26 protein-coding genes are annotated in these 23,663 nt (G+C 53.6%); 2 read left to right on the top strand and 24 right to left on the bottom strand.

Annotated features, from left to right (window positions below):
* Positions 1-5 precede the first annotated feature (5 nt).
* From DZC51_RS10245 to DZC51_RS10180, 14 genes are all read right to left on the bottom strand, one after another.
* Complete coding sequence (locus DZC51_RS10245; RefSeq protein WP_157295436.1) at positions 6-1,094, bottom strand: Ger(x)C family spore germination protein; 1,089 nt, start codon at positions 1,092-1,094, stop codon at positions 6-8.
* Positions 1,091-2,131, bottom strand: coding sequence for a GerAB/ArcD/ProY family transporter (locus DZC51_RS10240; RefSeq protein WP_232524124.1), 1,041 nt, complete (start codon positions 2,129-2,131; stop codon positions 1,091-1,093). The genes DZC51_RS10245 and DZC51_RS10240 overlap by 4 nt, the downstream gene beginning before the upstream one ends.
* Complete coding sequence (locus DZC51_RS10235; protein ID WP_232524120.1) at positions 2,131-3,531, bottom strand: spore germination protein; 1,401 nt, start codon at positions 3,529-3,531, stop codon at positions 2,131-2,133. The genes DZC51_RS10240 and DZC51_RS10235 overlap by 1 nt, the downstream gene beginning before the upstream one ends.
* A 184-nt stretch (positions 3,532-3,715) precedes the next feature.
* The gene (locus tag DZC51_RS10230) at positions 3,716-4,594 is read right to left on the bottom strand and encodes a CAP domain-containing protein (protein ID WP_157295431.1); all 879 of its coding nucleotides are present in this window, start codon (positions 4,592-4,594) and stop codon (positions 3,716-3,718) included.
* Between the two features lie 174 nt (positions 4,595-4,768).
* Entirely contained in the window at positions 4,769-5,023 is a 255-nt protein-coding gene (locus DZC51_RS10225) for a hypothetical protein (RefSeq protein WP_157295429.1), read from the bottom strand.
* Entirely contained in the window at positions 5,016-5,915 is a 900-nt protein-coding gene (locus DZC51_RS10220) for a CobW family GTP-binding protein (protein WP_157295427.1), read from the bottom strand. Before DZC51_RS10220 ends, DZC51_RS10225 begins: the two co-directional genes overlap by 8 nt.
* A gap of 59 nt (positions 5,916-5,974) precedes the next feature.
* On the bottom strand, positions 5,975-7,465 hold the full coding sequence (locus DZC51_RS10215; RefSeq protein WP_157295425.1) for a lmo1851 family serine protease: 1,491 nt from the start codon (positions 7,463-7,465) through the stop codon (positions 5,975-5,977).
* 93 nt (positions 7,466-7,558) lie between these two features.
* Complete coding sequence (gene deoD, locus DZC51_RS10210) at positions 7,559-8,260, bottom strand: purine-nucleoside phosphorylase (protein WP_157295422.1); 702 nt, start codon at positions 8,258-8,260, stop codon at positions 7,559-7,561.
* Between the two features lie 100 nt (positions 8,261-8,360).
* Complete coding sequence (locus DZC51_RS10205; protein WP_157295420.1) at positions 8,361-8,579, bottom strand: YozE family protein; 219 nt, start codon at positions 8,577-8,579, stop codon at positions 8,361-8,363.
* A 50-nt stretch (positions 8,580-8,629) separates the two neighbouring features.
* Positions 8,630-9,061 (bottom strand): peptide-methionine (R)-S-oxide reductase MsrB, encoded by a 432-nt coding sequence (gene msrB, locus DZC51_RS10200; protein WP_157296052.1) that lies wholly within the window; start codon positions 9,059-9,061, stop codon positions 8,630-8,632.
* 4 nt (positions 9,062-9,065) lie between these two features.
* A complete protein-coding gene (gene msrA / locus DZC51_RS10195) occupies positions 9,066-9,590 on the bottom strand; it encodes a peptide-methionine (S)-S-oxide reductase MsrA (protein ID WP_157295418.1) in 525 nt (174 codons plus the stop codon).
* Between the two features lie 10 nt (positions 9,591-9,600).
* Complete coding sequence (locus DZC51_RS10190; protein WP_232524119.1) at positions 9,601-10,182, bottom strand: YpmS family protein; 582 nt, start codon at positions 10,180-10,182, stop codon at positions 9,601-9,603.
* Between the two features lie 6 nt (positions 10,183-10,188).
* Positions 10,189-10,995: an SGNH/GDSL hydrolase family protein gene (locus tag DZC51_RS10185; RefSeq protein WP_232524118.1), complete on the bottom strand. Its 807-nt coding sequence runs from the start codon at positions 10,993-10,995 to the stop codon at positions 10,189-10,191.
* Positions 10,996-11,055: 60 nt separating this feature from the next.
* Positions 11,056-11,895: a DegV family protein gene (locus tag DZC51_RS10180; RefSeq protein WP_157295414.1), complete on the bottom strand. Its 840-nt coding sequence runs from the start codon at positions 11,893-11,895 to the stop codon at positions 11,056-11,058.
* A 102-nt stretch (positions 11,896-11,997) separates the two neighbouring features.
* Here DZC51_RS10180 and trhA point away from each other — a divergent pair, with 102 nt between their 5' ends.
* Entirely contained in the window at positions 11,998-12,627 is a 630-nt protein-coding gene (gene trhA, locus DZC51_RS10175; protein ID WP_157295412.1) for a PAQR family membrane homeostasis protein TrhA, read from the top strand.
* Between the two features lie 41 nt (positions 12,628-12,668).
* Here trhA and DZC51_RS10170 read toward each other — a convergent pair whose 3' ends face one another.
* From DZC51_RS10170 to DZC51_RS10130, 9 genes are all read right to left on the bottom strand, one after another.
* The gene (locus DZC51_RS10170; protein ID WP_157295410.1) at positions 12,669-13,433 is read right to left on the bottom strand and encodes a lysophospholipid acyltransferase family protein; all 765 of its coding nucleotides are present in this window, start codon (positions 13,431-13,433) and stop codon (positions 12,669-12,671) included.
* Entirely contained in the window at positions 13,430-13,918 is a 489-nt protein-coding gene (locus tag DZC51_RS10165; protein ID WP_157295408.1) for a dihydrofolate reductase, read from the bottom strand. Before DZC51_RS10165 ends, DZC51_RS10170 begins: the two co-directional genes overlap by 4 nt.
* Positions 13,919-13,936: 18 nt before the next feature.
* A complete protein-coding gene (locus DZC51_RS10160; RefSeq protein WP_157295406.1) occupies positions 13,937-14,881 on the bottom strand; it encodes a thymidylate synthase in 945 nt (314 codons plus the stop codon).
* A gap of 141 nt (positions 14,882-15,022) precedes the next feature.
* Positions 15,023-15,607, bottom strand: a complete 585-nt coding sequence (locus tag DZC51_RS10155; RefSeq protein ID WP_157295404.1) for a YpjP family protein — start codon at positions 15,605-15,607, stop codon at positions 15,023-15,025.
* A gap of 267 nt (positions 15,608-15,874) precedes the next feature.
* The gene (locus DZC51_RS10150; protein ID WP_157295402.1) at positions 15,875-16,141 is read right to left on the bottom strand and encodes a hypothetical protein; all 267 of its coding nucleotides are present in this window, start codon (positions 16,139-16,141) and stop codon (positions 15,875-15,877) included.
* Between the two features lie 132 nt (positions 16,142-16,273).
* Positions 16,274-17,056, bottom strand: coding sequence for a class I SAM-dependent methyltransferase (locus DZC51_RS10145; RefSeq protein ID WP_232524117.1), 783 nt, complete (start codon positions 17,054-17,056; stop codon positions 16,274-16,276).
* Positions 17,053-17,487 (bottom strand): BrxA/BrxB family bacilliredoxin, encoded by a 435-nt coding sequence (locus tag DZC51_RS10140; RefSeq protein ID WP_157295400.1) that lies wholly within the window; start codon positions 17,485-17,487, stop codon positions 17,053-17,055. Before DZC51_RS10140 ends, DZC51_RS10145 begins: the two co-directional genes overlap by 4 nt.
* Before the next feature lie 3 nt (positions 17,488-17,490).
* Positions 17,491-18,624: a conserved virulence factor C family protein gene (locus DZC51_RS10135; RefSeq protein ID WP_157295397.1), complete on the bottom strand. Its 1,134-nt coding sequence runs from the start codon at positions 18,622-18,624 to the stop codon at positions 17,491-17,493.
* Between the two features lie 22 nt (positions 18,625-18,646).
* Positions 18,647-20,536: an ABC-F family ATP-binding cassette domain-containing protein gene (locus DZC51_RS10130; RefSeq protein ID WP_157295394.1), complete on the bottom strand. Its 1,890-nt coding sequence runs from the start codon at positions 20,534-20,536 to the stop codon at positions 18,647-18,649.
* 178 nt (positions 20,537-20,714) lie between these two features.
* Between DZC51_RS10130 and DZC51_RS10125 the strand changes: the two genes are divergently transcribed.
* Positions 20,715-21,986, top strand: a complete 1,272-nt coding sequence (locus DZC51_RS10125; protein WP_232524116.1) for an MFS transporter — start codon at positions 20,715-20,717, stop codon at positions 21,984-21,986.
* 305 nt (positions 21,987-22,291) lie between these two features.
* Here the strand turns inward: DZC51_RS10125 and DZC51_RS10120 are convergent, their stop codons facing one another.
* A complete protein-coding gene (locus DZC51_RS10120) occupies positions 22,292-23,593 on the bottom strand; it encodes a serine hydrolase domain-containing protein (protein ID WP_157295390.1) in 1,302 nt (433 codons plus the stop codon).
* Positions 23,594-23,663: the final 70 nt, after the last annotated feature.

The following is a 23,663-nucleotide window of genomic DNA, read 5'->3' as shown; positions in this document are numbered from 1 at the left end:
CCTTCTCACTCGAGGATGCCTGTCCGCTCGATTTTCAATTCGACGCTCGCATCGATCTCTAGTGAAGGATAGGTTTCACTCCACTTCGCTTTTTCCCAGAGATCGTGATGGAACGCCCGTACCCTGCGCCCGATTCCGATCGCGTCACTTTCCGCCTCCTGAAGTTTGCCGATCAGCTTGTTGACATCTTCTTCAACAAGTTTGCCAAGTTCCTTGCCCAGCCGGTCCATCTGCTTTTGATTTTTATAGACGGCACCATGTGCAAATTCTTCGACTTCCGCTTTGATGCGCATCTCGATATCCACATGTTCCCCTTTGATTTTGATCTTCTGCTTATTGGAGATGATCTCGATCTGGATGGGCGTCTTTTCCCCCTCCACTTCCACATCATAATTCAGCCTGAGAATGGTGCCCGTCTCCTTCTTCAGCATGGCGAGTAATCGGCCTTCGTCGAGACTCAGAACTTCTCCCGTGTACTCCATGCCGCTGAACAGCCCGGTACCCGCAAGCTCCGGTTCTCCGGTCTGTTCCTCGATTTTAAGTACGGGAAGTGACAAGTCCATCCCATCATCAAAAAGAATCGTGCAGACCTGCTGGAGATCATACATGGTGGAAAGGGAATACTTGTGGAACGTATCGATCTTTTTTCCGAACGTTTCGGATTCGTTCTTTGGCGCGCCGGATGATCCCGGATTATCGAAGTATTGTTTCATGTCTCCCTGTGCGATTGCCATATGCCCGGTTACCCGGTTCCTGGGAACGCGGAAAAAGGAATCCATGAAATCGTAGATCCTGTGCTTTGCCGCCTCCTCTGATATTAAGAATACCTGAAGATAGCTGAGGTCAAGCACTTCATCGGAGCGCTCATTGGCCGTGTTCCTCGCTTCTGAGTAGGTACGCCCTTTCGACTCGAGTGACTGTGGTACTGGCTGGCTGTCCAGCAGCTCAGGAAAGCCGTAATAGACGGTCACTTCATCCTTGTTTCCGTCGATTCCCGCCATAGTCACAACCTGAATATCCCTGAAGACAAGCTCATCCCAGCATCCTGAAAGCAGCAGCACGGCTGGCAGCACCCAAAACATCAAACGCTTCATCCGCTTGCCCCCTCCCCGGTTCTTTTCCGCCTCCTCATTTGATTGGATATGATGATAAACGCCGGAATTGCCATGGCAAACACAGTATGAAGATATGGGATTAAAATGGCATTCATCTCAACGGCGCTTTTCGTCGCCATGGTATTCGTGATAAATATGAAAATGACGGCCATCCAGACGGCATGCTTCTTGTAATTGGCAATCCCCATCAGCGTAAGGAGACGGACGACCGCAAATGCATATATGCACACCGTGACAATCGACCATGCCAGCCAGATATAAATGAAAAAGAGATCAAGCCGTTCGACAAATGTGACCTCCTGTGATTTCAGCAGATACATGATCGGGTCCGGGAACAGGTCGAATTCTTTCAGGGAAAAGTAGGCAAGCGGAAAAATCAGCATATACATGAAAAAGGCTAACCAGATGGAACTGTAGATTGCCAAATTGCGAAAACTCACCTTTTCCGGCAACAGGAGCCTGAAGAGCAGATACAACTCGATCCCGACAAAAGGCAGCTGCGCAGGCTGGAGCGCCTTTTGCAGTTCGGAAAGTGAAAGATGCGCGACTGGCAGCAGGTTGGTCCAGATCAGATCATTGACCGCCAAAGAAACAAACAAGACAAAAATCAGAATCAGGGGGATGAGAATGACCCCCAGATTGATGGCTGTGGTCGGTTTACTGAGAACAACTGCCAAAAGCACCGACGTCATCAGTGCGATGACCAAAAGCATGGGCGTTTCAGGGAAAGCCCACACATTAAGCGTATATACAGTCTTGCCGATGAGACTCGAACAAATAAAATACCAGTACAGGCCATAAAGCACACATACAGGCTTTGACCAGATAAAACGATCGATAAACCGTTCAAACAGCCAAAGATGCAGGGGGAAAAGCAGTCCCAGGCACAAAAATACCAGCCAGGCATCGCTGCCGGCCACCCTGATCAGAGGAGCCTGGAAAGAAATGAACACCGTGCCGGTCTGTACTATGAACAGCATGAGAAACAACTGCGTTTGCGTAATCCGGATTTTCATCACGAGCGTTTACCGCCATGATTAAACGTTTGCTGCTGCTTATCCGGACGGTAAAACGGCACCCTGAAAAAGACATCCTTGAAGCGGCTCGGATCGAACGGGACAAGTGGAGACAGATAAGGCTGTCCGAGAGATGAAAGATTCAGCAGATGGATGAACAGGAATAGGGTTCCAAGCACCATCCCGAGGAATCCGAGTGCGGCACTCAGCAGCATGAACGGGAACCGGATCAGCCTTACCGCCATATTCATCTCAGCGGAGGGAATGACGAAGCTGGCAATGGCCGTCATCGCGACGACGATTACCATCAGATTTGAGGCAAGACCCGCGCTGACGATCGCATCCCCGATGACAATCCCGCCGACGATGCCTACAGTCTGGCCGATCGGCTGCGGCAGCCTGACGCTCGCTTCCCTGATAAGCTCAATGAACAGTTCCAGGATCAATGCTTCCAAAAGCGGCCGGTAAGGAATGTCATTGATCTGCATTTTTACCGTCTTCGCCAGCTCAATCGGCATGATTTCCGAATGGAAGCTGATGACGGAAATATAGAATGCAGGCAGCAGGATGGCCGTGAAAAAAGCGACGACCCGGACCATCCGGTAAAAGGAGCCGACAATGATCCGGCTATTGTAGTCATCAGGTGACTCGTAAAATGCAAAAAAATTGGTCGGCGTGATAATGCTTGTCGGTGAACTGTCTGTTAATAATGCCGCTTTCCCTTCCAGCAGGCTGTAGATCACACGGTCTGGCCGCTCGGTATTCAGGAACAGAGGAAAAGGTGAATACACCTGGTCCTCAAGATAATCCTCGGTCTGTCCCATGCTGTAGAACTCCTTGTACGGTATATCTCTGATCCTTTGGCGGATTTGGGCCAGCACATCCGGGTCGATGGCATCCGCAAGATAAAGGATACTGATGTGTGCATGGGTGTTCTCCATCCGGAAGCTTTCCATCACCAGGTCCTTGCGCTGAAGCCGTTTTCTGACCAGCGCAACATTGTCGGTGATACTTTCCACAAACCCTTCATGCGCCCCGCGGACGACCGTCTCGTTTTTCGGCTCTTCCGGTGAACGCTTCGGGGCATTGTTCACCTGGATGCCCAGCATCATGTTGGTCTCCGGGAAGACGATGACCAGATTGCCGGTGCACACCTGTTCAGCAAGCTTTTCCTCACTGAAGGCCTCAGCCGATGAGGTAGCGGAATTTCCCCATTTCTCGCTTCCTGCCATCGCCCGTTTCTCGAGCATCTCCAGATGCCGGTCCGCCAGTGCAGTATCGATCAGTGTTGTATAGTAGCAGAGAACCGCGGGGACTCCCGCAACCTCACGTTCCTTCACTTCAAAGTCCACGGAATGATTAAAATAGCTGTGGATGGATTGCATAAACTCGGCATTCATAATGAATCACCTCTTCAAGGAAGTATCCGCCCCAAAAAAGAAATTTATTCCTCGATTCGAGTGTGTGCCGATGAAGGCTTGTTCACTACAGCATACAAAAACCCCCTTATCTCTTCCGGAATTTCCGGTAGAGACAAAGGGGTGTTTTTATCTGATCAGTTGACCCTCAAGATATCCGTTCAGCTTATTTCTGAATGAACATCTGAGTCCAGTAGTGGCCGTTGGAATCGTAGCCGATACCGATGTGAGTGAATTCCGGTGTCAGGATATTCTGGCGGTGGCCAGGTGATTCCATCCAGCCTTTGACGACTTCTTCAGGAGTCCGCTGGCCCATTGCGATGTTCTCGGCTGCTTTCTTGTAGCTGATGCCGGCAGCCTTCATCTGGTCGAACGGAGAACCATATGTTGGGCTGGTGTGCGAGAAGTAGTTGTTCTTGCGCATGTCTGCGGATTTTGCCCTTGCCGCATCCATGAGTTTCGTATCTGCCGCCAATGGCTTGAGGCCGGCTTTGGCGCGTTCTGCATTTGTCAGGTCAAGGACTTTCTGTTCAACTGCACTCAGGCCGGCAGTCTGCTGTGGTGCTTGTTCAGCCGGCTCAGCCGATGGCTGGGACGGTTGCTGTGGAGCTGGTGCAGGGGCCGGTGCTGCAGGTTTTTCCACTTCCGGCTTTTGCTCTGCAGGTTTTTCAGGTGCCGGTGCAGGCTTTTCTTCTTTAGGCTGTTCCGGTGCTGGAGCCGGTGCAGGTTTTGGCTGTTCCGGTTTTTCCTCCGCCGCAGGGGCTTCCTGCTTAACCGTCTCAGGCTTTTCCTGTTCGGCGTTCGGTACCGGAAGCTTGTAGCCATACTGTTTAAGGACTTTCTGGATCAGGCTTTCGATGTCCAATTTGGAGATGTCGTCACCGTTGATACGGATGACTTCTCCAGCTACATATGTATGCAGGGATACACCTTCCACGTTGATCTTCTGGAATTGTTCGTTTTCTGTTGTCTGCTGTGCTTGCGCAGTGAGGCCCGGCGTAAGAAGCGCCGCGCTCATAGCGAGAACGGAAATCGTTTTTTTCATTCTCAATTCCTCCCTTCGGCACCATCGTACACGAAGGAGCGGATGCATATCGTTCCAGCACTTTCCTCCAAGACCAGTCATCCCCCCGGACTATGAAAATAGGCGTCCTGCCGGATGATTCATAGGAAATCTCCGGCAGGACGCCCGACTATTTCATATTAAGTGCTGTTGACATCAGAGCATCAGAGACCGATAGAAGCAGATCAGGATTTCCTGATCTTCATCAGGAAGAGCGGAAGAACGAATGCGATCTTTGATTTCAGTGAACTTGGCTTCACGGCCTTTTCTCAGTCTCGGATGGGTCAGCCTGTCGGCCAGCTCATCTTCGGCAAGGGAGGAGATTTCCTGGATGGACGATGCTTGCTGCGCTGCCTCCCTTCCCTTCCACAGTCTGCTGTATGCCGAGATCAGACGCTCTTGGTCATTCATCGCCCGCACCCGGGACACGGATTTCGGAGAGCCCTTCACCGATCAGGACAAGATTTGCCGGCATGTTCATGTATTCCGGAATCCACTGGACCATCCCATATGCATATTGGAACAGCGATGGATATTTGTTTCCCTCAAGAGGTACATAGCCCTTCATCCGGTATACCGTCTCCGGCAACGACCGGATCCAGTCCTCAAACGCGTCCCGGCCAACCGGCTTGCTGAATCTCACAAGGCGTGTGCCGATCGGAAGGTGGCTGCCGATGCCCGCTTTCTGCACCGGGATTCCAGCCGGTTTTTGAGTCATGATGCGTAGAGCATCCAGAGGAACTTTGCTGTTGATGGTTTCCACAATCCGGGCACCGGGATTCAGTGACTGGATGCCCATAACGGCTTCCGCCTTCTCTGAATCCGTCAGCAGGTCGCTTTTGTTCAGAAGGACGAATCCGGCATGCCGGATCTGTTCAAGGAACAGCATGCGGACCTGGGGTGTCATGCCGTCAGCGGCAAGGTAGCGTCTGCCGTCAGCCACGGTAACGATTCCCTTCACATCGAGTTTGTCTCCGAACAGCGGTGAATGGACGGCATCGAGAACCTCCACCGGATGCGCAGCCCCGGTCGTCTCGATGAAAATGATGTCTACTTCCTCATGCAGCAGAGCCTGCATCTGTGACTCGGTCTTTTCCGAGCCGGTGCAACAGATGCATCCATTCAGGATTTCCTTTAGCGGCACGCCGTCTTCCACTGCTTCCGAATCAAATGCCAGTTCTCCGAGTTCATTCATGATAACCCCCGGTTTCAGCCCTTCCTCCTTTGCTTGCCTGATCAGCCAAGTCAGCAGGGAGGTTTTTCCGCTCCCCAGAAAACCGCTCAGGATATACACTTCGGTCATTGGTCAGTCATCCTTTCAATGAAGCGGGCGGAATCCAGAATGGACTCCGCCCGCCAATATTACTTTAGTTGTTCGTGGAGAATTTCCGACGCTTTCTTCAGCATCGGGTCGTCCTTCTCAATCTTCTTGCGCAGCTTTTCCATGAGGGCGAAAGTCGTGTCCCCCTCCAGGATGCCGCTTTCCTCGAGATTGGCTTCCGCCTGGAGTGCACGGACGGCTTCTGCGGTTTCTTCATCAAAGACGCCATCAGCTTCTCCGGGATCGTAGCCGACTGCATCGAGCATCTGCTCGGCGGAGAGGATGGTCATCGATGTGTCCCCGTCCTGCATCGGAGTTTTCGGATCGATATACGGAAGTTTCACGTATTCAGGATAAGCCACAGGATCTGTCGGCTTGATCCCTTTCTCATGGATCCAGTTACCCTCGGGCGTCAGCCATTTGGCGGTGGTCAGCTTGAGATTCGACCCGTCCTGGAAGTCCTGCGGCGACTGGACGGTGCCTTTGCCGAACGATTTCTCGCCGACGGTCCGGATGTCTGCTGACTCCATCAGGGCGCCCGCCAGAATTTCGGATGCAGAAGCGCTGCCTCCGTCAATCAGCAGGACAACCGGCATTTTCACTTTTGTACCGCCGGCCGCATAGGTGATCTGCGGTTTCTTGCCCTTTTCTTCGATTTGGAAGAGGCCCTTGCCCTCCTCGACGAAAAGGTCCGAGATCTCGATTGCCGTACTGAGGAGGCCGCCGGGGTTCTGCCGGACGTCGATCGCCATTGCCTTCATGCCATCCTTCTCCATGGTTTCAATGGCCTCAAGAAGCTCATCAAACGTGTTTTCCGAGAAGCTGGTAATCTGGATGTGGGCGATTTCATCGTCCACCATCTCGGCATAGACTGTTTCGATCGGAATGACATCGCGTGTGATGGTCACATCAATCGGCTCTTCCAGTCCGGCCCGCTCCACTTGCAGGGTGACGTCAGTGCCTTTCTCGCCTCGGATCAGCGTCACCGCTTCGGTCGAGGACTTGCCCTGCAGGCTCTCGCCGTCCACTGACAGGATGATGTCATCCGGCTGCAGATGCGCTTTTTCAGCCGGAGAATTTTTAATTGGTGAAACGATCATGATCTTGCCGTTCCGCTCCTGAATTTCCGCACCGATACCCTCAAAGCTTGAAGAGATGCTTTCGTTCAGATGCTGGGCTTCCGTCTGATCCAGATAATCGGAATAGGGATCGCCCAGGGCATCGACCATGCCATTGATGGCGCCGTTCACCAGTTCTTCGTCACTCACGTCTTCGAAGTACTGCTTTTTCACTGCGTCATAAGCGTCATACAGCTTGTTGAACTCGCCCCGATCGGACTTTGGCGAGACCACCTCGACCACTTTGTCCTCCCCGACCGTCAGAGCGAAGAATGTAACGCCTGCCGTCAGAAGGACGAGACCAAACATGAGCATCAGGAGGAAAAAGGGCTTGATGCGGAGGTAACGTCCCGCGGGTGTCTGCTGATTTTCCTCCGGAGAGTCATTGTTCCGGCCGTTATTATTTTCGTCCATGTTGTTTCACCACTTTCAACGCAGGCCCGCCGCCGGTGCGACGGGCCGATATACGAAAAGACCGCCACCGTCCGATGGCGGTCAATCCGGTCTTTACTGGATAGCCGCTTCGAGGGCGACTTCGATCATTTCATTGAATGTCGTCTGACGCTCCTCTGAAGAGGTGGCTTCTCCCGTCAGGAGATGGTCGCTCACGGTCAGTACGGAGAGCGCCTGGCGGCCGAACTTCGCAGCGTGCGTATAAAGTGCCGCAGATTCCATCTCAACTGCCAGAACACCGTAGTCCGCATATTTTTTATGGTCGGAATCCTCACTGTAGAAGAGATCTTCCGTAAATACGTTGCCGACTTTCAGGTTCAGCCCTTTTTCCCGTCCTGCTTCGTATGCTTTCAGCAGGAGATCGAAATCTGCCGTCGGAGCATAGTCGATGCCCTTGAAAGTGATTTCGTTAAATTTGGAGTTCGTTGACGCGCTCTGGGCGATGATGACGTCACGGACCTTGACATCTTTCTGGATCGCGCCGCATGTGCCCACACGGAACAGCTTCTGTACATCATACTCCTGCATCAGTTCGGTGATGTAGATGGAGATCGACGGTATGCCCATCCCGGTACCCATTACGGAAACCCGCTTTCCTTTGTAGGTCCCGGTGTAGCCGAACATGTTCCGGACTTCATTGAACTGCTCGACATCTTCCAGGAATGTCTCTGCAATGTACTTTGCGCGGAGCGGATCGCCCGGCAGTAGGATCGTGTCGGCGATTTCGCCTTTTTTTGCATTGATGTGTATGCTCATTTAGTCAAACCCCGCTTTCACAAATTCTTTTCCATCATATCGTGTTTTGGGACCGCCCGCAATCACAACACAGGCGCCCGCTTGAAACGGACGCCAGATTTTAGTCGGTCTCCCGATATTCTTCCCAAAGTTCATCAAAAACACGCGATGGCATGTCTGGGTCCGCCCGCTCTTCTAGATAGCGGGACAGCGGATCAAATCCGATTTCCGTCTTCGGGAATTCGTGGTCGAGAAATGCTGCTTCAGCAAATGCCGCTCTCGGGTCATCCTTCGGCCCTCCCCGATGGGACATGAGGTATTGATAGAATGTCCGCCTCACCGGACCACCGCCCTTCCTGGTTGTTTCACAGATTACCTGAAGGGTTCTGCTTATTCACCGAACAGCTTCAGATAGGTTCCGTAGCCTTCCTCTTCCAGCTTGTCCTTCGGTACAAAACGGAGGGCTGCGGAATTGATGCAGTAGCGAAGTCCGCCCGCCTCCATCGGCCCGTCCGGAAAGACATGCCCCAGATGGGAGTCGGCGCTTTTACTCCGGACTTCCGTGCGTCTCATTCCGTAACTTGTGTCAAAGTGCTCTGTGACTTCGGTGTCCTCGATCGGCTTGGTGAAGCTGGGCCACCCGCAGCCCGCATCGTATTTGTCTTTTGATGAGAAGAGGGGCTTGCCGGATACGATATCAACATAGATCCCTTCATCGAAGTGTGCATCGTATTCATTCTGAAATGGAGGCTCAGTGCCGTTTTCCTGGGTGACTTTATATTGCATCGGCGTCAGTTTCTGCTTCAGATCTTCTTTGTTCATCATGTCACTCCTCCCACATGCTTTCCTGAAATGCTTTTCTGCCGGACCCCGCAAAATAGCGGTTGTAATGTGCCGGATTCTTCAGGTAATAATCCTGATGTTCGTCTTCCGCCGGATAAAATTCTTTGGCCGGAAGGATTTTGACAGCGACAGGCCCTTTAAATCGGCCGGAAGCCTCCAGCTCTTCCTTTGAACGTTCGGCCTCTATACGCTGCTCTTCGTCATGGTAGAAAATCGCCGTCCTGTATGAGGCCCCGCGGTCGTAAAACTGGCCGCCCGGATCGGTCGGGTCGATCTGCCTCCAGAAAATATCAAGCAGTTCCCTGTACGAAATAACTTCCGGGTCGAAAGTGATTTCAACCGCCTCATAGTGGCCGGTCGTCTCCGAACAGACCTGCCTGTAGGTCGGATTCGGCACGTGGCCGCCGGTATAGCCGGACACGACGGATTCAACTCCGTCGTATTTATGGAACGGCTTCACCATGCACCAGAAGCAGCCCCCTGCAAATGTAGCTTTTTCGGTTGCCATGTGATGCCTCCTATTTCCTCGGGATGAGAATCTCCAGTTCGATTTCATCATCAGGAAGATTGATTTCCTTCGCCCTCACCTGTATGCCGCCGGATACGGGCAGGCGGGAAAGGTCGATAAACAGTTCCTCTTCCTTCGGCCTCACGATCATCCAGGCCGGCAAGCCGACCGTATCACCGAGAAGCTTCAGGATTGTGGAAGGCGGAATGGTCAGATTGCCGACCTCCACTGATTTTTGCTTGAGTGACAGATTTCCGTCTTCAAGCACCACCGGCTCAAAATGCATCATGACCGGCAACTGTACGGCAAACACCGTCAGTTCGGACACGAGGAGCACATCGTCCTCAAATTCCAGCGTGACCGGAATCCGATCATTGTTGATCGCTTGCCGGATATACGTATTGGCGATTCCCTCCAGGTCTTCCCGGGTCGCCGTAACGGTGAGTCTGTCCACCCCGGTGCTGGCCGGCGCGGCCTCAGGGAGCGGGGTCCCTGCGACCGGCCGGCTGATCCAGAAGATGAACGCAAGGACGCCGGTCACGATCAGTGCTGCTAAAAGAAAAAACGCGATTTTCCACTTATTCACCGGCATCCCCCCTCAAAATTCCCATTCCCCACCGGACAGCCTGTTCAAACCGCATCGGGACAGGGATTCCATGATTCTTTCCGTCATGCGGCTGTAGCCCTTGCTGTTCGGATGGAAAAAGTCAGTGTGATAGACAAGATCCCGATTGGAGACGAACAGATCGTCCACCGGGACAAAACATGCCCTTCCGTCCGCAACCGCCGCATCTTCGAGGACGCCGTTCCATTCGGAGAGGATCCCGTCAAAATCACTTTCTTCATCGGTCACTACCGTCAGCGGGTTATAGAGGCCGAGGATAATGAGTACGGCATCAGGATTGGCCCTGCGGACCTGAAAAAGCGAAGTCGACAGACTGTTCATGAACGGTTCCAGCTTTCCTTCGAAAGCTTTCGCGTCGAGATTGAACAAATCCTGCTTGACGACTTTCATCAGGTCGTTTCCTCCAATTGTCAAGGTAAGGATGTCGGCTTCCGCTATGGCCTCACGTACCCGGGGATCGGAAAGCTGACCTTCAAGCTGATCACTTCGCCGCCCCCTTTTCGCCAGGTTCTGGATGTCGACATTTTTGACGCCTTTCCACTCCTCCATCCTAACCGCGAGGCGGCCGACGTATCCTTCCCGTTTCATTTCATCACCGACTCCCTGGGTAAGGGAGTCCCCGAGACCGACAAGTACGACTGTTCTGGGGGCAAAGGTCGGTGGCACCTCGTATTCTCCGAAGCCGCTTTCTCCAATCTCCCCGAAGCCGCCCGGATTGCCTCCCGGCATACACCCGGACAGGAAAAGGATCGCGGCAAGCATCCAAATCCATTTTTTCATTTCTCTATTCCCCTTTTCGAAACAAAAGACGGGGAACCCCAGGCTCCCCGCCTTCCATGCTCAATCCCAGTAGTACATGAAGCCGATAGCTCCGGGACCGGTATGGGTACTGATGACAGGAGAGGTGAACATCAGTTTCACTTCCTTGAATCCGTCCTCTTCGATCATCTGCTTGAGCGGGGCCGCCATCGCAAGGCCGTTGGCATGGGAGATGCCGACCGCCCGGAGCTTGCGGCCGACCGTCTGCTCCTTGAAATCTTTGAAAAGCTGCCGTACGACCTGCTTGTGGCTTCTCGCCTTTCCGACAGGCATGTAAACACCATCCTTAAGGGCCGCAATCGGCTTGATGTTCATCAGGGAACCGATCATCGCTTTCCCCTTCCCGATCCTTCCTCCCTTGACGAGGTTCTCCAGTGTATCCACTACGACATATAGTGCAGTGTTTTTCCGTATGGTGTCGACGCGTTTCAATATCTCTTCGAAGTCTTTTCCGTCCTTTGCCATCCTGGCAGCTTCGATCACCTGGAACGTCAGTCCGAAGGAGATGAACTCCGAATCTATTACGGTGACGTCGGCATCGGCCAGCTCGGCCGCTGCTCTGGCCGACTCGACGGTTCCGCTCATCCCGCCGGTCATATGGATGGATAGAATCTTTCCGCCGTCTTTTCCGAGGGACTCGTATAGCTCCTTAAAAACACCGACTGGCGGCTGCGAACTTTTCGGCAGTTCTTCGCTTTTATCCATCATGTCCAGGAATTCTTCCGGGGACAGATCGACCTGATCGGCATAGGTCTTTCCGCCGATCTGGATGGAGAGCGGCACGACATGGATGCCGAGTTCACGGACGGTCTCTCTGCTGATATCTGCTGTTGAGTCTGTTACGATATGAATGGTTGTCATCTTGTCGCCCCTTCAGATTACGCTGATTCGCTTGCTGGTATTGGTGGTAAGAGAAGAATAGAATCCGGCGGACGGCAAGTCAAGGAAAGAGAGGTGGAGGCATTGGCCTTCGACTATAAGAACAAGAAAGAAGAATTGTGGAATGCCATCACGCACGGACTCGGTTTCGCACTGAGCATTCCTGCACTCGTTTTCCTTATCCTGAAGGGCAGCGAGTATCGTTCCGCGCTCCACATTACCGCATATACCATTTTCGGCGTCTCGATGCTGGTACTGTACCTCATGTCGACATTGCTTCATAGTATGCCTGCAAAATATAAGCGATTCTTTTCAATCCTCGACCATTCGTCCATTTATGTGCTGATAGCAGGAACCTACACCCCGCTTGTCCTCACCTCACTCGGCGGGACGCTTGGCTGGACCCTTTTTGGAATCGTCTGGGGACTTGCAATCCTTGGTATCCTGTTTAAGGTATTCTTCATCCACCGGTATGAAGCGGTCTCCCTTATCTTCTACATCGCGATGGGCTGGCTGATCATATTTGCAATCCGCCCGCTCCATGCAGTGATCGGCACCGGAGGGATCACGCTCCTGGTCATCGGCGGTCTTCTTTATACCGTCGGCGCCATTTTCTACGCCTGGCGGCGGATCCCCTACAACCATGCCATCTGGCATCTGTTTGTCATCGGGGGAAGTGCCGCGATGTATTTCTCCATATTGCTTTATTCATGATGGGCAGCCGGTTTTCCGGCTGCTTTTTCTTGTCCGATTGTTTATGCCGGCCTGCCGGCTTCCTGCTGCCGCTTCTCCCTGGCCCGTACCGCTGTTGCTTCACGGATCCGCTCTTGTACAAGACGAGTGATCTCAGCTGCTGAACGTCCGAGAATCTCCTGATGGCTCACGGCTTCCAGGACATCAACTGTTACGGTTGCCGGCCTGATCCGGTTTTTGTTCTGTTCCATGATTTCCGAGGTGCCATGGATGGTAACCGGAACAATCGGGACGCCGCCTTCTTCGGCGATGCGCACAAACCCGGTCTTAAAGTCCCGCGGATCTTTTCCGCGGCTCCTGGTCCCCTCCGGGAAGATGAGCATGGAGTGACCGGAGCGGAGCTTTTCCGCCATTCCACGTATGGAGCGTATTGCACTCCGCCTGTCCGACCGATCAATAAATACACAGTTCATTTCTTCCATCCAATCACGGATGACCGGCAATTTCCGGACTTCCTCCTTGGACATGAATCCGAACGGCTTTGGGAGGTGGGCGATCAAAACCGGAATGTCAAAATTCCCTTCATGGTTGCTGACGAACAGCACCGGGCCGTCAGGCAATGTTCCCCTGATGAACATTCGGACATCACTGTTTGTCCTGCGCAATATCCCGGTTGCCCACTTCCGCGGCTCCTTGCTGACCGTTTCGGCGAGCTTTTCTGTCGGGGCGGAGCCTTTCAGCCTGCGGATCTGCCTGAGGGCAGGAATGGAAAAGGGCAAATAGCCAAAAAGATAGCCGTATGTCCGGATGGAGCGTACCGCATTCAAAGCGTCTGCTTCCTCTCAAAAATCCGGTAATCATATGGGATGCCATCATCCGAATGATGTTCTTCGGATTGGGATACAAGAACCCAGCCTTCCCTGTATTCCGGGAAATACGTATCTCCGTCGAATGGCTGTTTTACCAATGTGACATAGAGCCGGTCAACCTGATCCATCAGTTCATTGAACAGGCCGGCGCCCCCGATCACCATCACTTCCGGCGCATATTCCTCCGCACGACTGATAGCATCCTTGACGGAGTTCACGACAACAGCCCCTTCGGCCTGATAGTCTGGATTGCGCGTAACAACGATGTTGAGGCGCCCGGGGAGCGGACGGCCGATCGATTCGTACGTCTTGCGTCCCATGACCATCGCCTTGCCCATCGTCTGTTTTTTAAAATAAGCCAGGTCACCCGGAAGATGCCAAGGCAGCTGATTGTCTTTGCCGATCACGAGATTCGGATCATGTGCCACAATATAGGAAATCATCATTTATCCTCCTTTGAATCACACCGCGATCGGCGCTTTGATTTTCGGATGCGGATCGTATCCTTCCACGCGGATATCCGAAGTCTCCAGTTCGAAAATTGATTTGTCGTCTGCATCAATGACAAGTGACGGCAATTGTCTCGGTTCACGGGAAAGTTGTTCGTTTACCTGGTCGAAGTGATTGGAGTAAATATGCGCGTCACCGAGCGTATGGACAAACTCTCCCGGTTCGAGACCTGTCTCCCGTGCGATCAGATGGGTCAGAAGAGCATAGGAAGCAATATTGAACGGCACGCCGAGGAAGACATCCGCGCTCCTCTGGTAAAGCTGGCAGGAAAGCTTGCCGTCCGCCACGTAGAACTGGAACAGCGTGTGGCACGGCGGCAGCGCCATATCCTCCACCTCGGCAGGATTCCACGCGCTCACGATATGACGCCGGGAATCCGGGTTGTTCCGGATCGAACCAAGGACATTCTTGAGCTGGTCGATTGTCCCGTCGCGGCCGTCCGGCCAGGAACGCCATTGCCTTCCGTATACCGGCCCGAGGTCCCCGTAGGCTTTCGCGAACTGGTCATCAGACAGGATCAATTCACGAAACTTGTCCATTTCATGATCAAGGACTTCTTTAAATGCGGGATTCTTCGCTGCCCGCCTGCCGAAATCCGTCATGTCCGGGCCGCTGTATTCACTACTTTGCACGTATTTCTCAAATGCCCATTCATCCCAAATGGGGTTCTTCTCTTCAATCAATGTCCGGACGTTCGTGTCCCCTTTGATAAACCAGAGCAGTTCCGAAACAATCAGCCGGAACGCCGTTTTTTTCGTCGTCAAGAGCGGGAACCCATCGCTCAGGTCGAACCGCATCTGATGGCCGAAAATACTCCGTGTCCCGGTGCCTGTGCGGTCCCCCTTGTCCGTTCCGTTTTCCATGATTGTTCTGCAAAGCTGCAGGTATTGTTCCATCCCGCATGCCTCCTTATAATTTCATTGAAACGCCAGGTCGCTTATGTATGCTTACCGTTCGATCTACCCAATTCTAACACGCCCGCCACGCTTTTTATCAACACAAAGCCGGCATGGAATCAAAACTCCATGCCGGCCTTTTCAAGACAGCCATTTAGGGGGTGTGTTCTTGGACCAGAAAATATCGCCCAGGACGATATGGCGGCTGTATCCGTCTTCTGCCGTGTGGTAGTGAAAGTTGAAATAGTAACCGTCGAGCGGACGCTTGTCCGTCCGTACGTGAAAGCGGATCAGGTCCTCGCCGCTTTCTGTGTCGAAAATGTGAAAGATTTTTTCCGAGTAGCCGCCGGCGGGCTGTTCGCTGATCGAAAGAGAACGGACTGCATCATCGTCAATCGATGCAAGTGTCATCTCGATCGCCTCTTCGATCTTCGGGAGGATAACCTGATCGAACTCATCTGAGATGGTCGGGCCGATTTTCGAGCCGAACTTTTCGTATGACTGATCACGTGCTGCAACCTTTGCCAATTCGGCAAAGGGCGCTTCATCCGTATCGGTGATCGCTGAAGGCAGTTCGGCCGCAACGGCGGTACCGGTGCTGCCCGCAATTTCCTTATGGCCCCGTTCATCAAGCAGTTGATCCCAGATTTCATGGCTCGGTGTGATAAAGCCGAATGTGACGAGCGCCACGGCAGCCATCAGAGACTTCTGAATCCACTTCTTCATGGTCTTCCCCCCGCTTTTTCTATTTGCCGGCACATATTGCCGCTGGTTTGTATAGTGGTTTCCTTCTCGCTGTTTTCATTGTACAATAGACGAGGACTGAATATAAATAGTTCCCAAGCTCCAAAGGAGGTACAATGATGGACGCAAGCATCTGGATTGGAATCGGCTTCCTCGGGCTTCTTGCCTATCTGAGCTACTTCAACTTCACCCACTGATCAGCAATCAAACTCCCCCTTTCCGGGGAACAAGAAACTCCCTGAGCAACGCTCAGGGAGTTTCTTCATCTTTCTCCTCGATCTCCGATTGTTGCCCGATCAGCCGTTTATAGGCGCTTTCTTCTTCTGACATTGCAGCAGATAGAATCTTATGGGTTGCGGATAGATAGATGGCCGCGGCCTCTGAATTTCCGGACTCCGCCTCTTCGATTCCCTTCGGTATCTGTTCAAGCAGCAATTTGATTTTTTCTCTCGTCCGTTCACGGGAATCGTGAATCTGATTTAGCCGTTCAAGTACTTGCTCCAAGTGGTCACTCATATCGGATATCTCCTTCTGCAATCCTTTGAATGCTTTTATTATACAAAAACAAGCAAGTCTGCTAACGCTTTTTTTGAATGAACCGCATCAAAAAGGCCGCACAGATGGTTCGTGCGGCTGTCTTTCATGACATTATTTTCCGATAAATCCGTAATGAAACTTCGTGTTCGGACGGTCGATTCTCGTGAAGCCATATCGTCCGAAAAGTTCCGATCGGAAGTGGGCTTTCAGCACGACCCGCTTCCGGGCAACACGGACAGCTTCCCGGAATAGTTCACTATCCGGCAGATCATGGACGCCGGCGGAACGGAGTGGCGCGAAGGCCGCAGCTTCCTCGATCGCTTCTTCGAACATCGGATCGAGGTAAACGATATCGTAGCTGTCCGACTCGCAGCTTTTCAAAAATTCTGCAGCACGGACATTCCGTACTTCGATCCGTCGCATGGCATCCAGCACGTCTTGCGGCGAGTCGCTGTACGTTATAAGCCCGCGCCCGACAATATAGGTGACGATCGGATCGGCCTCGCATGCGGTCACCTGACCGGAAGGGCCTGTGACGAACGAGGCGACGGTGCTGTCAGAAGCAAGGCCCATCGTGCAATCGAGGAAAGTGTCCCCAGGCTTCAGACCGCACACATCGACCAATGCGTCATTTCCTCCGTCCTGGAGCCGTTTGATGCGAATGGCGGCAAGTCCCGGATGGAAAAACAACGGCTTCACATCCGGGTCGGTGTGGTACTCGTACCGCTCTTTGCCGGCCACGACCACCGGTCTGCCGAATTCTTTCATCAGCTTGCGGACCGACCGTTTCCTACGGGGCACAAAGTCTGTGCCGAGTTCCCCGGCCACCTGTTCCGCAAGCCGGACACTTTCATCGTCCGGGTGCTGGCCTGTGGTAACGACGGGCAGGTTCACTTCACCATCTGCCGGAGAACACCGGAAACATGTTCCTGGACCTGCTCCAGGTCATGGTCTTCAATCTGTTCACGCGGAATGAAGTATTTCAGCTCTGATCCTTCAAGTACGGCGATCGAAGGCGAGCTTGGCGGCACTTCCTCGAAGTAACCCCGCATTTTCTCTGTTGCTTCCCGGTCCTGCCCCGCGAACACCGTGACAAGGTTGTCAGGCTTTTTATCCAGTTCCTCCAGCGCTCCGGTCACCGCAGGGCGTGCAAGCCCTGCAGCGCAGCCGCAGACGGAGTTGATGACGACGAGCGACGTGCCTTCTGCAGATGACATGAACCCATCCACTTCCTCAGCTGTCGTCAGTTCTTGGAACCCTTGTCCTGTCAGTTCGCGGCGCATCGGTTCCGCCACCTGCTTCATGTATGCTTCATATGCTTCCATCGTTCATTCCCCTTTCGCTTTTGTTCTCATCTCGGTCATTTGTTTCCACATCGAGCCTTTTGCTTCCTCCCCGCCTGCGATTCGGGCCTCGGCCATCTTCGCCTGAAGCTTGACCTCGAACTCCGGATCATCTTCCAGTTCCTTCAGGGCAGGAAGCGCCTTTTCCGTACCGGTTTCATAAAGATACATCGCGCCCCGCCAGCGGACAATCTTGCTTTTATCCTTCAGCGTGCGGATAGCGAGGTCTTCGAACTCAGTAAAACCGAGGTCGCTCATCGCGTCGGCCGCTGTCCGGCGAACCGGTGCACTTTTATCTTCCATCGCCTTTTCGATATACGGGACGACAGCCGGATCCTCGATCATACCGAGATAGACGACGGCCAGCCGGCGGATCGACATCTTCTCGTCCTTCAGCGCCTCCATAAGGAGCGGGACGTCGGACATATCCGGGTCAGGCAGCTGATCCAGGAGCCGGAAACGTTCTTCCCAACTGTCTGCCGCCCGGTATTCCTCAAGTGTCACCTTGCGGCGGCCAAGGACCGGTGCCTCTTTCGTCTCGCTTCCGGCCTCCATGATGGCGTCCAGCCGTTCCTGCGGGTAGGCCGCTTCGATTTCTTTGACGACCTCTTCGCCGATGTCCTTTTTGTCTCCATACCGGATGCCGTAATCCGCCCATTTGCGCTGAAGGATATAGTTCTCGTCATCACCTTCCATGAGCACATTCATGGCGTCTACAAACCTCTGGCCGAGACCGAAGCGCTCCTCGCCGCGGTCATCGAACACCTTTACCTGTAGCGGGACTCCCTTGTACTGCTGGACATGGATGTAGACCTCACCAAAGTGTTCATCCGCTTCGGCGGCTTCGGTGCTGCCTTCCTGCTCTTCTCCGAACACTTCGCGCACACCGGCGAGGATCGGCTCCCAGTCATATTTGCCGCTCCGCTCGATCGCGAGAAAGTCCATGACTTGATAGATGCCTTTAACGCCTTCGATGTTAAAAATCTGCCGGATAAAGTCCGGCGCTTCTTCCAGACTGTCCGGTTTATAGTTGAATGCCTTGCCGAACGGCAGTTCCCTGTCGATGACCACTTTCATCGAGTTCGGACTCGGCGTTGGTTCGATTGTTACGATTTTCATGTTCCCATGCCTCCAATGTGAATCATGCTTCGGCGATTTCTTCGAGATAGCTCCACCGCTCGATGAGGACCTCATACTCCCCGTTGAGCTCATCCAGCCGGGCTGAGATTTCACTCACTTTCCCGTAGTCGGCCCCGGCATCGGCAAGCGCTTCTTCTGCTTCCATGATCGCCTGTTCGGTCGCCTCGATCTTGCCGCCGATTTCTTCCCATTCTTTCTTCTCGCCGAGCGTCATCTTCTTTTTCTTCGGCTTGTCCGGTTGCTGTTCCTGTTTTTCTGCAACAGTCGGCGGTGCCGCAGATTCTTTCTCCTGCTTTGCCGCCTTTTCGAGATAGTCGGTATAGAGTCCGAGTTCCTGCGTGACATCCCCCGATCCATCAAGGATCCACAGTTTGCGGGAAGTCCGGTCCAGGAAAAACCGGTCGTGGGAGATCGTCACGACCACTCCCGGGAATGAGTCGATGAACGTTTCAAGCACCGACAGCGTCTCCAGGTCCAGGTCGTTGGTCGGCTCGTCCAGAAGCAGGACGTTTGGCTGCTCAATCAGGAGCCTCAGCAGATACAACCGCTTGCGTTCACCGCCGGACAGCTTGCCGATCAGCGTGCCGTGGACATTGGACGGGAACAGGAACTGCTCGAGCATCTGCACTGCGGAATACCGCGTGCCGTCCTGTCTGCGAATGTCGTTCGAGGCCTCCGTGACATAGGAGATGATCCGCTGGTTCGGATCCATCTCGGGCAGATGCTGTGTGAAGTGCGCAATCTTCACCGTCTCACCCCGGTCCAATACGCCGCTGTCCGGCTCAATGGAACCGGCCAGCAGATTCATGAGCGTCGACTTGCCCGCTCCATTGGGTCCGATGACCGCCACGCGGTCTCCGCCCTGGAGAAGGAACGAAAAGTCTTTGATGATATCCCTGCCGCCATATCCTTTTGTAATCCGCTCCCCCTCGAGCACTTTCTTGCCGAGGCGGGAAGCGGCGAGCGACAGGTCAAGCGGATCCGGGCCGTCCTCTTTCTTCACTTTCTCGGACAGTTCCTCGAACCGGCCGATTCGGGCTTTCTGCTTGGTCGAGCGGGCTTTTGCCCCCCTGCGGATCCATTTCAGCTCGTTCCGGTAGCGGTTCTTGTTTTTCTCGAAGGTGGCCTCATCCTGCTCGATCCGGAGTGCCTTCGCTTCAAGGAAGTCCGAGTAGGTCCCCCGGTGGCTGTATAGCGTCCGGTCAGCAAGCTCGTAGACTTTGGAAGCGACCGAATCCAAGAAGTAGCGGTCGTGCGTGATGAACAGCATCGCGCCGCCGGTCTGCTTCAGGTAATCCTGCAGCCACTCGATCGACGTCACGTCAAGATGGTTGGTCGGTTCGTCAAGCAGCAGGAGATCTGCCGGCTCGAGCAGCACCCTGGCAAGCGCCACGCGTTTTCGCTGCCCGCCGGAGAGGCTTCCTGTTTTTGCTTCGTAATCGGAGATTCCCAGTTTTGAGAGGATGGTTTTTGCCCGGGCATTCAAGTCCCAGCCTCCGTCCGCGTCCATCCGATTCTGCAGCTCCGCAAACCGGTCCTGGGCCCCGGTGTTTTCCGGATCGTTCCCGAGCGCACGAAGCACTTCCTCGTACTCCCGGTTCAGCCGGATCAGCGGAGAGTCCCCGCCGAACACGGTCTGAAGCACGGTGAGCTCCGGGTCCGGCCGCGGATCCTGCGGCAGATGGGCGATCCGGTAGTCATTCGGATGGTCGAATGATGCCGAGTCCGCATCAAGCTCGCCTGCGATAATCGACAGAAGCGTCGACTTGCCGGTCCCGTTGATGCCGATCAGGCCGATCCGGTCCCCTTCGTTTATGGTAAAGCTGATATCGTTGAACAGTGTCTTGTCCCCGACGGTCTTCGTCAGGCCCGACACGATGAGATGCCCCATGTTACCCACTTCCTATCCGGTGTATAGACAATTCCATCATACTAAAAATAGAGGTCCGGAACCAATCCTGCTGTTTTCGTCCCTCTTTACAGGAAAAATTTTCAGAAACTTAACCTTTCCCGGAAGCGATATTGATACAATGGTAGCAAGTGACGATTCATCTCGAGGGGGGAACGACTTGAAATTCCGGCTGACCAAAGAAGAGAAAAGCTGGGCGTTCTACGACTGGGCCAACTCCGCCTATTCCATCATCATCACCACTGCCGTCTTCCCGCTGTTCTATAAAGCCGCAGCGACCAATGCGGGAGTGAGCGCAACCGACTCGACCGCGTACCTTGGCTACACCATTTCCATCTTTACTTTCATTCTCGCCATGCTTGCCCCCATACTCGGCACGATTGCGGATTACCGGGGCATGAAGAAAAAGTTCTTTACCGGCTTCTTCATATTGGGTACCGGTGCCACTGCCGCTCTCGCCTTCATCCCTGCGGACAACTGGCTGATGCTGCTCATCGTGTATACGTTCGCCGCCCTCGGTTCGACAGGGGCGAATGTGTTCTATGACTCGTTCCTTACTGACGTGTCCACCTCGGAACGCATGAACCGTGTCTCGGCATTTGGCTACGGAATCGGATATTTCGGGAGCACGATCCCTTTCATCATCTCGATTGCCATCATCCTGCTGTCTCAGTCCGGGGTCATTCCGCTGTCCGTGACCAATGCAAGCCGTGCCGCGTTCCTGATCACCGCCGCGTGGTGGCTCCTGTTCTCGGTGCCGATGTTCCGGCATGTGCACCAGATCCACTTTATCGAACCGGACCAGCAGCCGATCATCCAAGCATTCAAGCGGCTCGGCAACACGTTCCGCGAAATCAGGAAATACCGCGGCCTGTTTTTGTTCCTGCTCGCCTACTTCTTCTATATCGACGGCGTGGGCACAATCATCTCCATGTCTACCGCGTACGGCTCAGACCTGGGCATTGACGCCAACAGCCTGCTGATCATCCTCTTTGTAACGCAGGTCATCGCAGCGCCCTTTGCGATTCTTTACGGCCGGCTCGCCGACCGTTTCGGCACGAAGCAGATCCTGTACGTCGGCATCGCCGTCTACACATTCGTCTGTATCTATGCCTACTCAATGGACTCCGTCGCCGACTTCTGGGTGCTCGCCATGCTCGTCGGCACCTCACAGGGCGGCATCCAGGCACTGAGCCGCTCTTACTTCGGACGACTGGTCCCGAAAGAGAACTCAAATGAATTCTTCGGCTTCTACAACATCTTCGGGAAGTTCGCCTCGATCATGGGACCGCTCCTCGTCGGTGTGACCGCTCAGATGACGGGCAATACGAACGCCGGCGTCTTCAGCCTCGTCATCCTGTTCATCATTGGCGGCATCATCCTGTACTTTGTACCGGATCCTTCCCGATACGAGCCGGTGCCGGAAAACTAATTATGAATACGGACGATCCGGAGCAAGGATGCTTCAGGATCGTCCGTTTTGTAATGGTGATTTAGTGATTTAAGTATGAAAGTGCGATGGCAAAACGTGAATCGCCACCAATAGGTGTCCGAGTTACCACCAAGGGCCCCAAGAGTTGCCACCTCGCACCCTTCGAGCTACGACCCCGCTTTCATGAATCACTACCTTTTACCTGAAAGCAAGGTTTTGATGCGCTGCGTGCAAATCCATGAAGGTCGCGCATGATTAGTAGGTCCACATTAAAAAATGGGTGCGAAGTCCTAAGTAAAATGCAGTCATTTAATCCGATTGTTACTTGATTTCCAATATACACGCAGCCCCGTGAAAGCCATGTCAACTTTCCCCCCGCTACCCACATCGAAACGGATAAGTTTACCGGTTCGATTATTTTGAAATTGTCCTGGGTCTACCGGACGCAGATGATCTGTGCGCCCGTCGGACCTCATCACCAGTCCTCTTTCACTTGCATCGATCCGGAAGCCGTCAGGATCTTCGTCGTTTCGGTAATGTCCGGTGAATGTCTTTAATTTATCCGATGATACCGGAATCTCGGGAAGGCGGACCATCGACTCCTCAGGAGAACGCCCGAGCGCCGTATAGATGGCGCCTTTCATCAGCTTTTCCGCGGAGACAACCGTCCGGTTCGTTAGGACAGAAACAGTGATCCCTTGATCGGGAAGGAATCCAAATGAGGAAGAGACCCCCGGCTGGCCTCCTCCGTGGTGGATGAGAACATTACCTCCGAAGTCAGACGTGACCATCAGGCCATGTCCGTAGAAAGTGGTTCCATCGACCGTGGCAACAGGTTCTTGCATTGCCGCTGTATCGACATTTCCGATGACGGATTCTCTGAATGCGCGGTCCGTATACAATCTTCCGTAGACGAGCAGATCATTCACCGTTGAGCGGATTCCGCCGCCGACAGCATAGTTGCCGAGTGACGGCCAGTCCACCGGCAGAAGTTTCTCCGTGTATTGAACAGCGGTGTTCGTTTCCTCTCCCTGCCCGGGCGGCGTGAAAGAGGTTCTCTTCATACCGGCAGGCCGGACAATGCGCTCCATGATGAATTCCTGGTAATTCACACCCGACACCCGTTCAATCAGAGCGCCAAGCAGCAGGAATGCATCATTCGAATAGCTGATCCGCTCGCCTGGAAGTCCGATCGGTTCCATGTCAAGACTTTCCAGATACCTGATATGTTCTTCAAACCCCTCTATCTCTTCACGGCGCTTCACCGGCGGCATGCCGGTTGTGTGTGAGAGTAGATGCCGGATTTCTGCACTCCTGATAATGGGTAGCGATTCTGCTTCCGGCAGATACCTGACAACCGGATCCGTAAGCGAAAGCTTTCCTTCCGCTGCCAGAATATGTACGGCAAGCGCCGTGAACGACTTGGTCACTGATGCCGTTCCGAAAACCGTATCAGGCGTTATGTATGCTTCTCCTCCTGCTTCAATCGTTCCGAAGCCGCTCACAAAAAGGGGCACCCCATTCCGAGCTGCACCTATCGCCATTCCCGGGATTTCTTCCTTAACCCGTATTTTCTCTGCAAACTGTTCAAATGCCTTCCAATCCATGCCTACTCCCCCTTCCCCACTCTTATTCGCCTGATGCATTCGGTGTCCTTCCCTAAAGCAAAAAGAAGCC

This window comes from Bhargavaea sp. CC-171006, from assembly GCF_009761675.1.
Taxonomy (GTDB): domain Bacteria; phylum Bacillota; class Bacilli; order Bacillales_A; family Planococcaceae; genus Bhargavaea; species Bhargavaea changchunensis.
The sequence above is the reverse complement of the archived record's forward strand: the minus strand, read 5'-3'. Positions and strand labels throughout refer to the sequence as shown.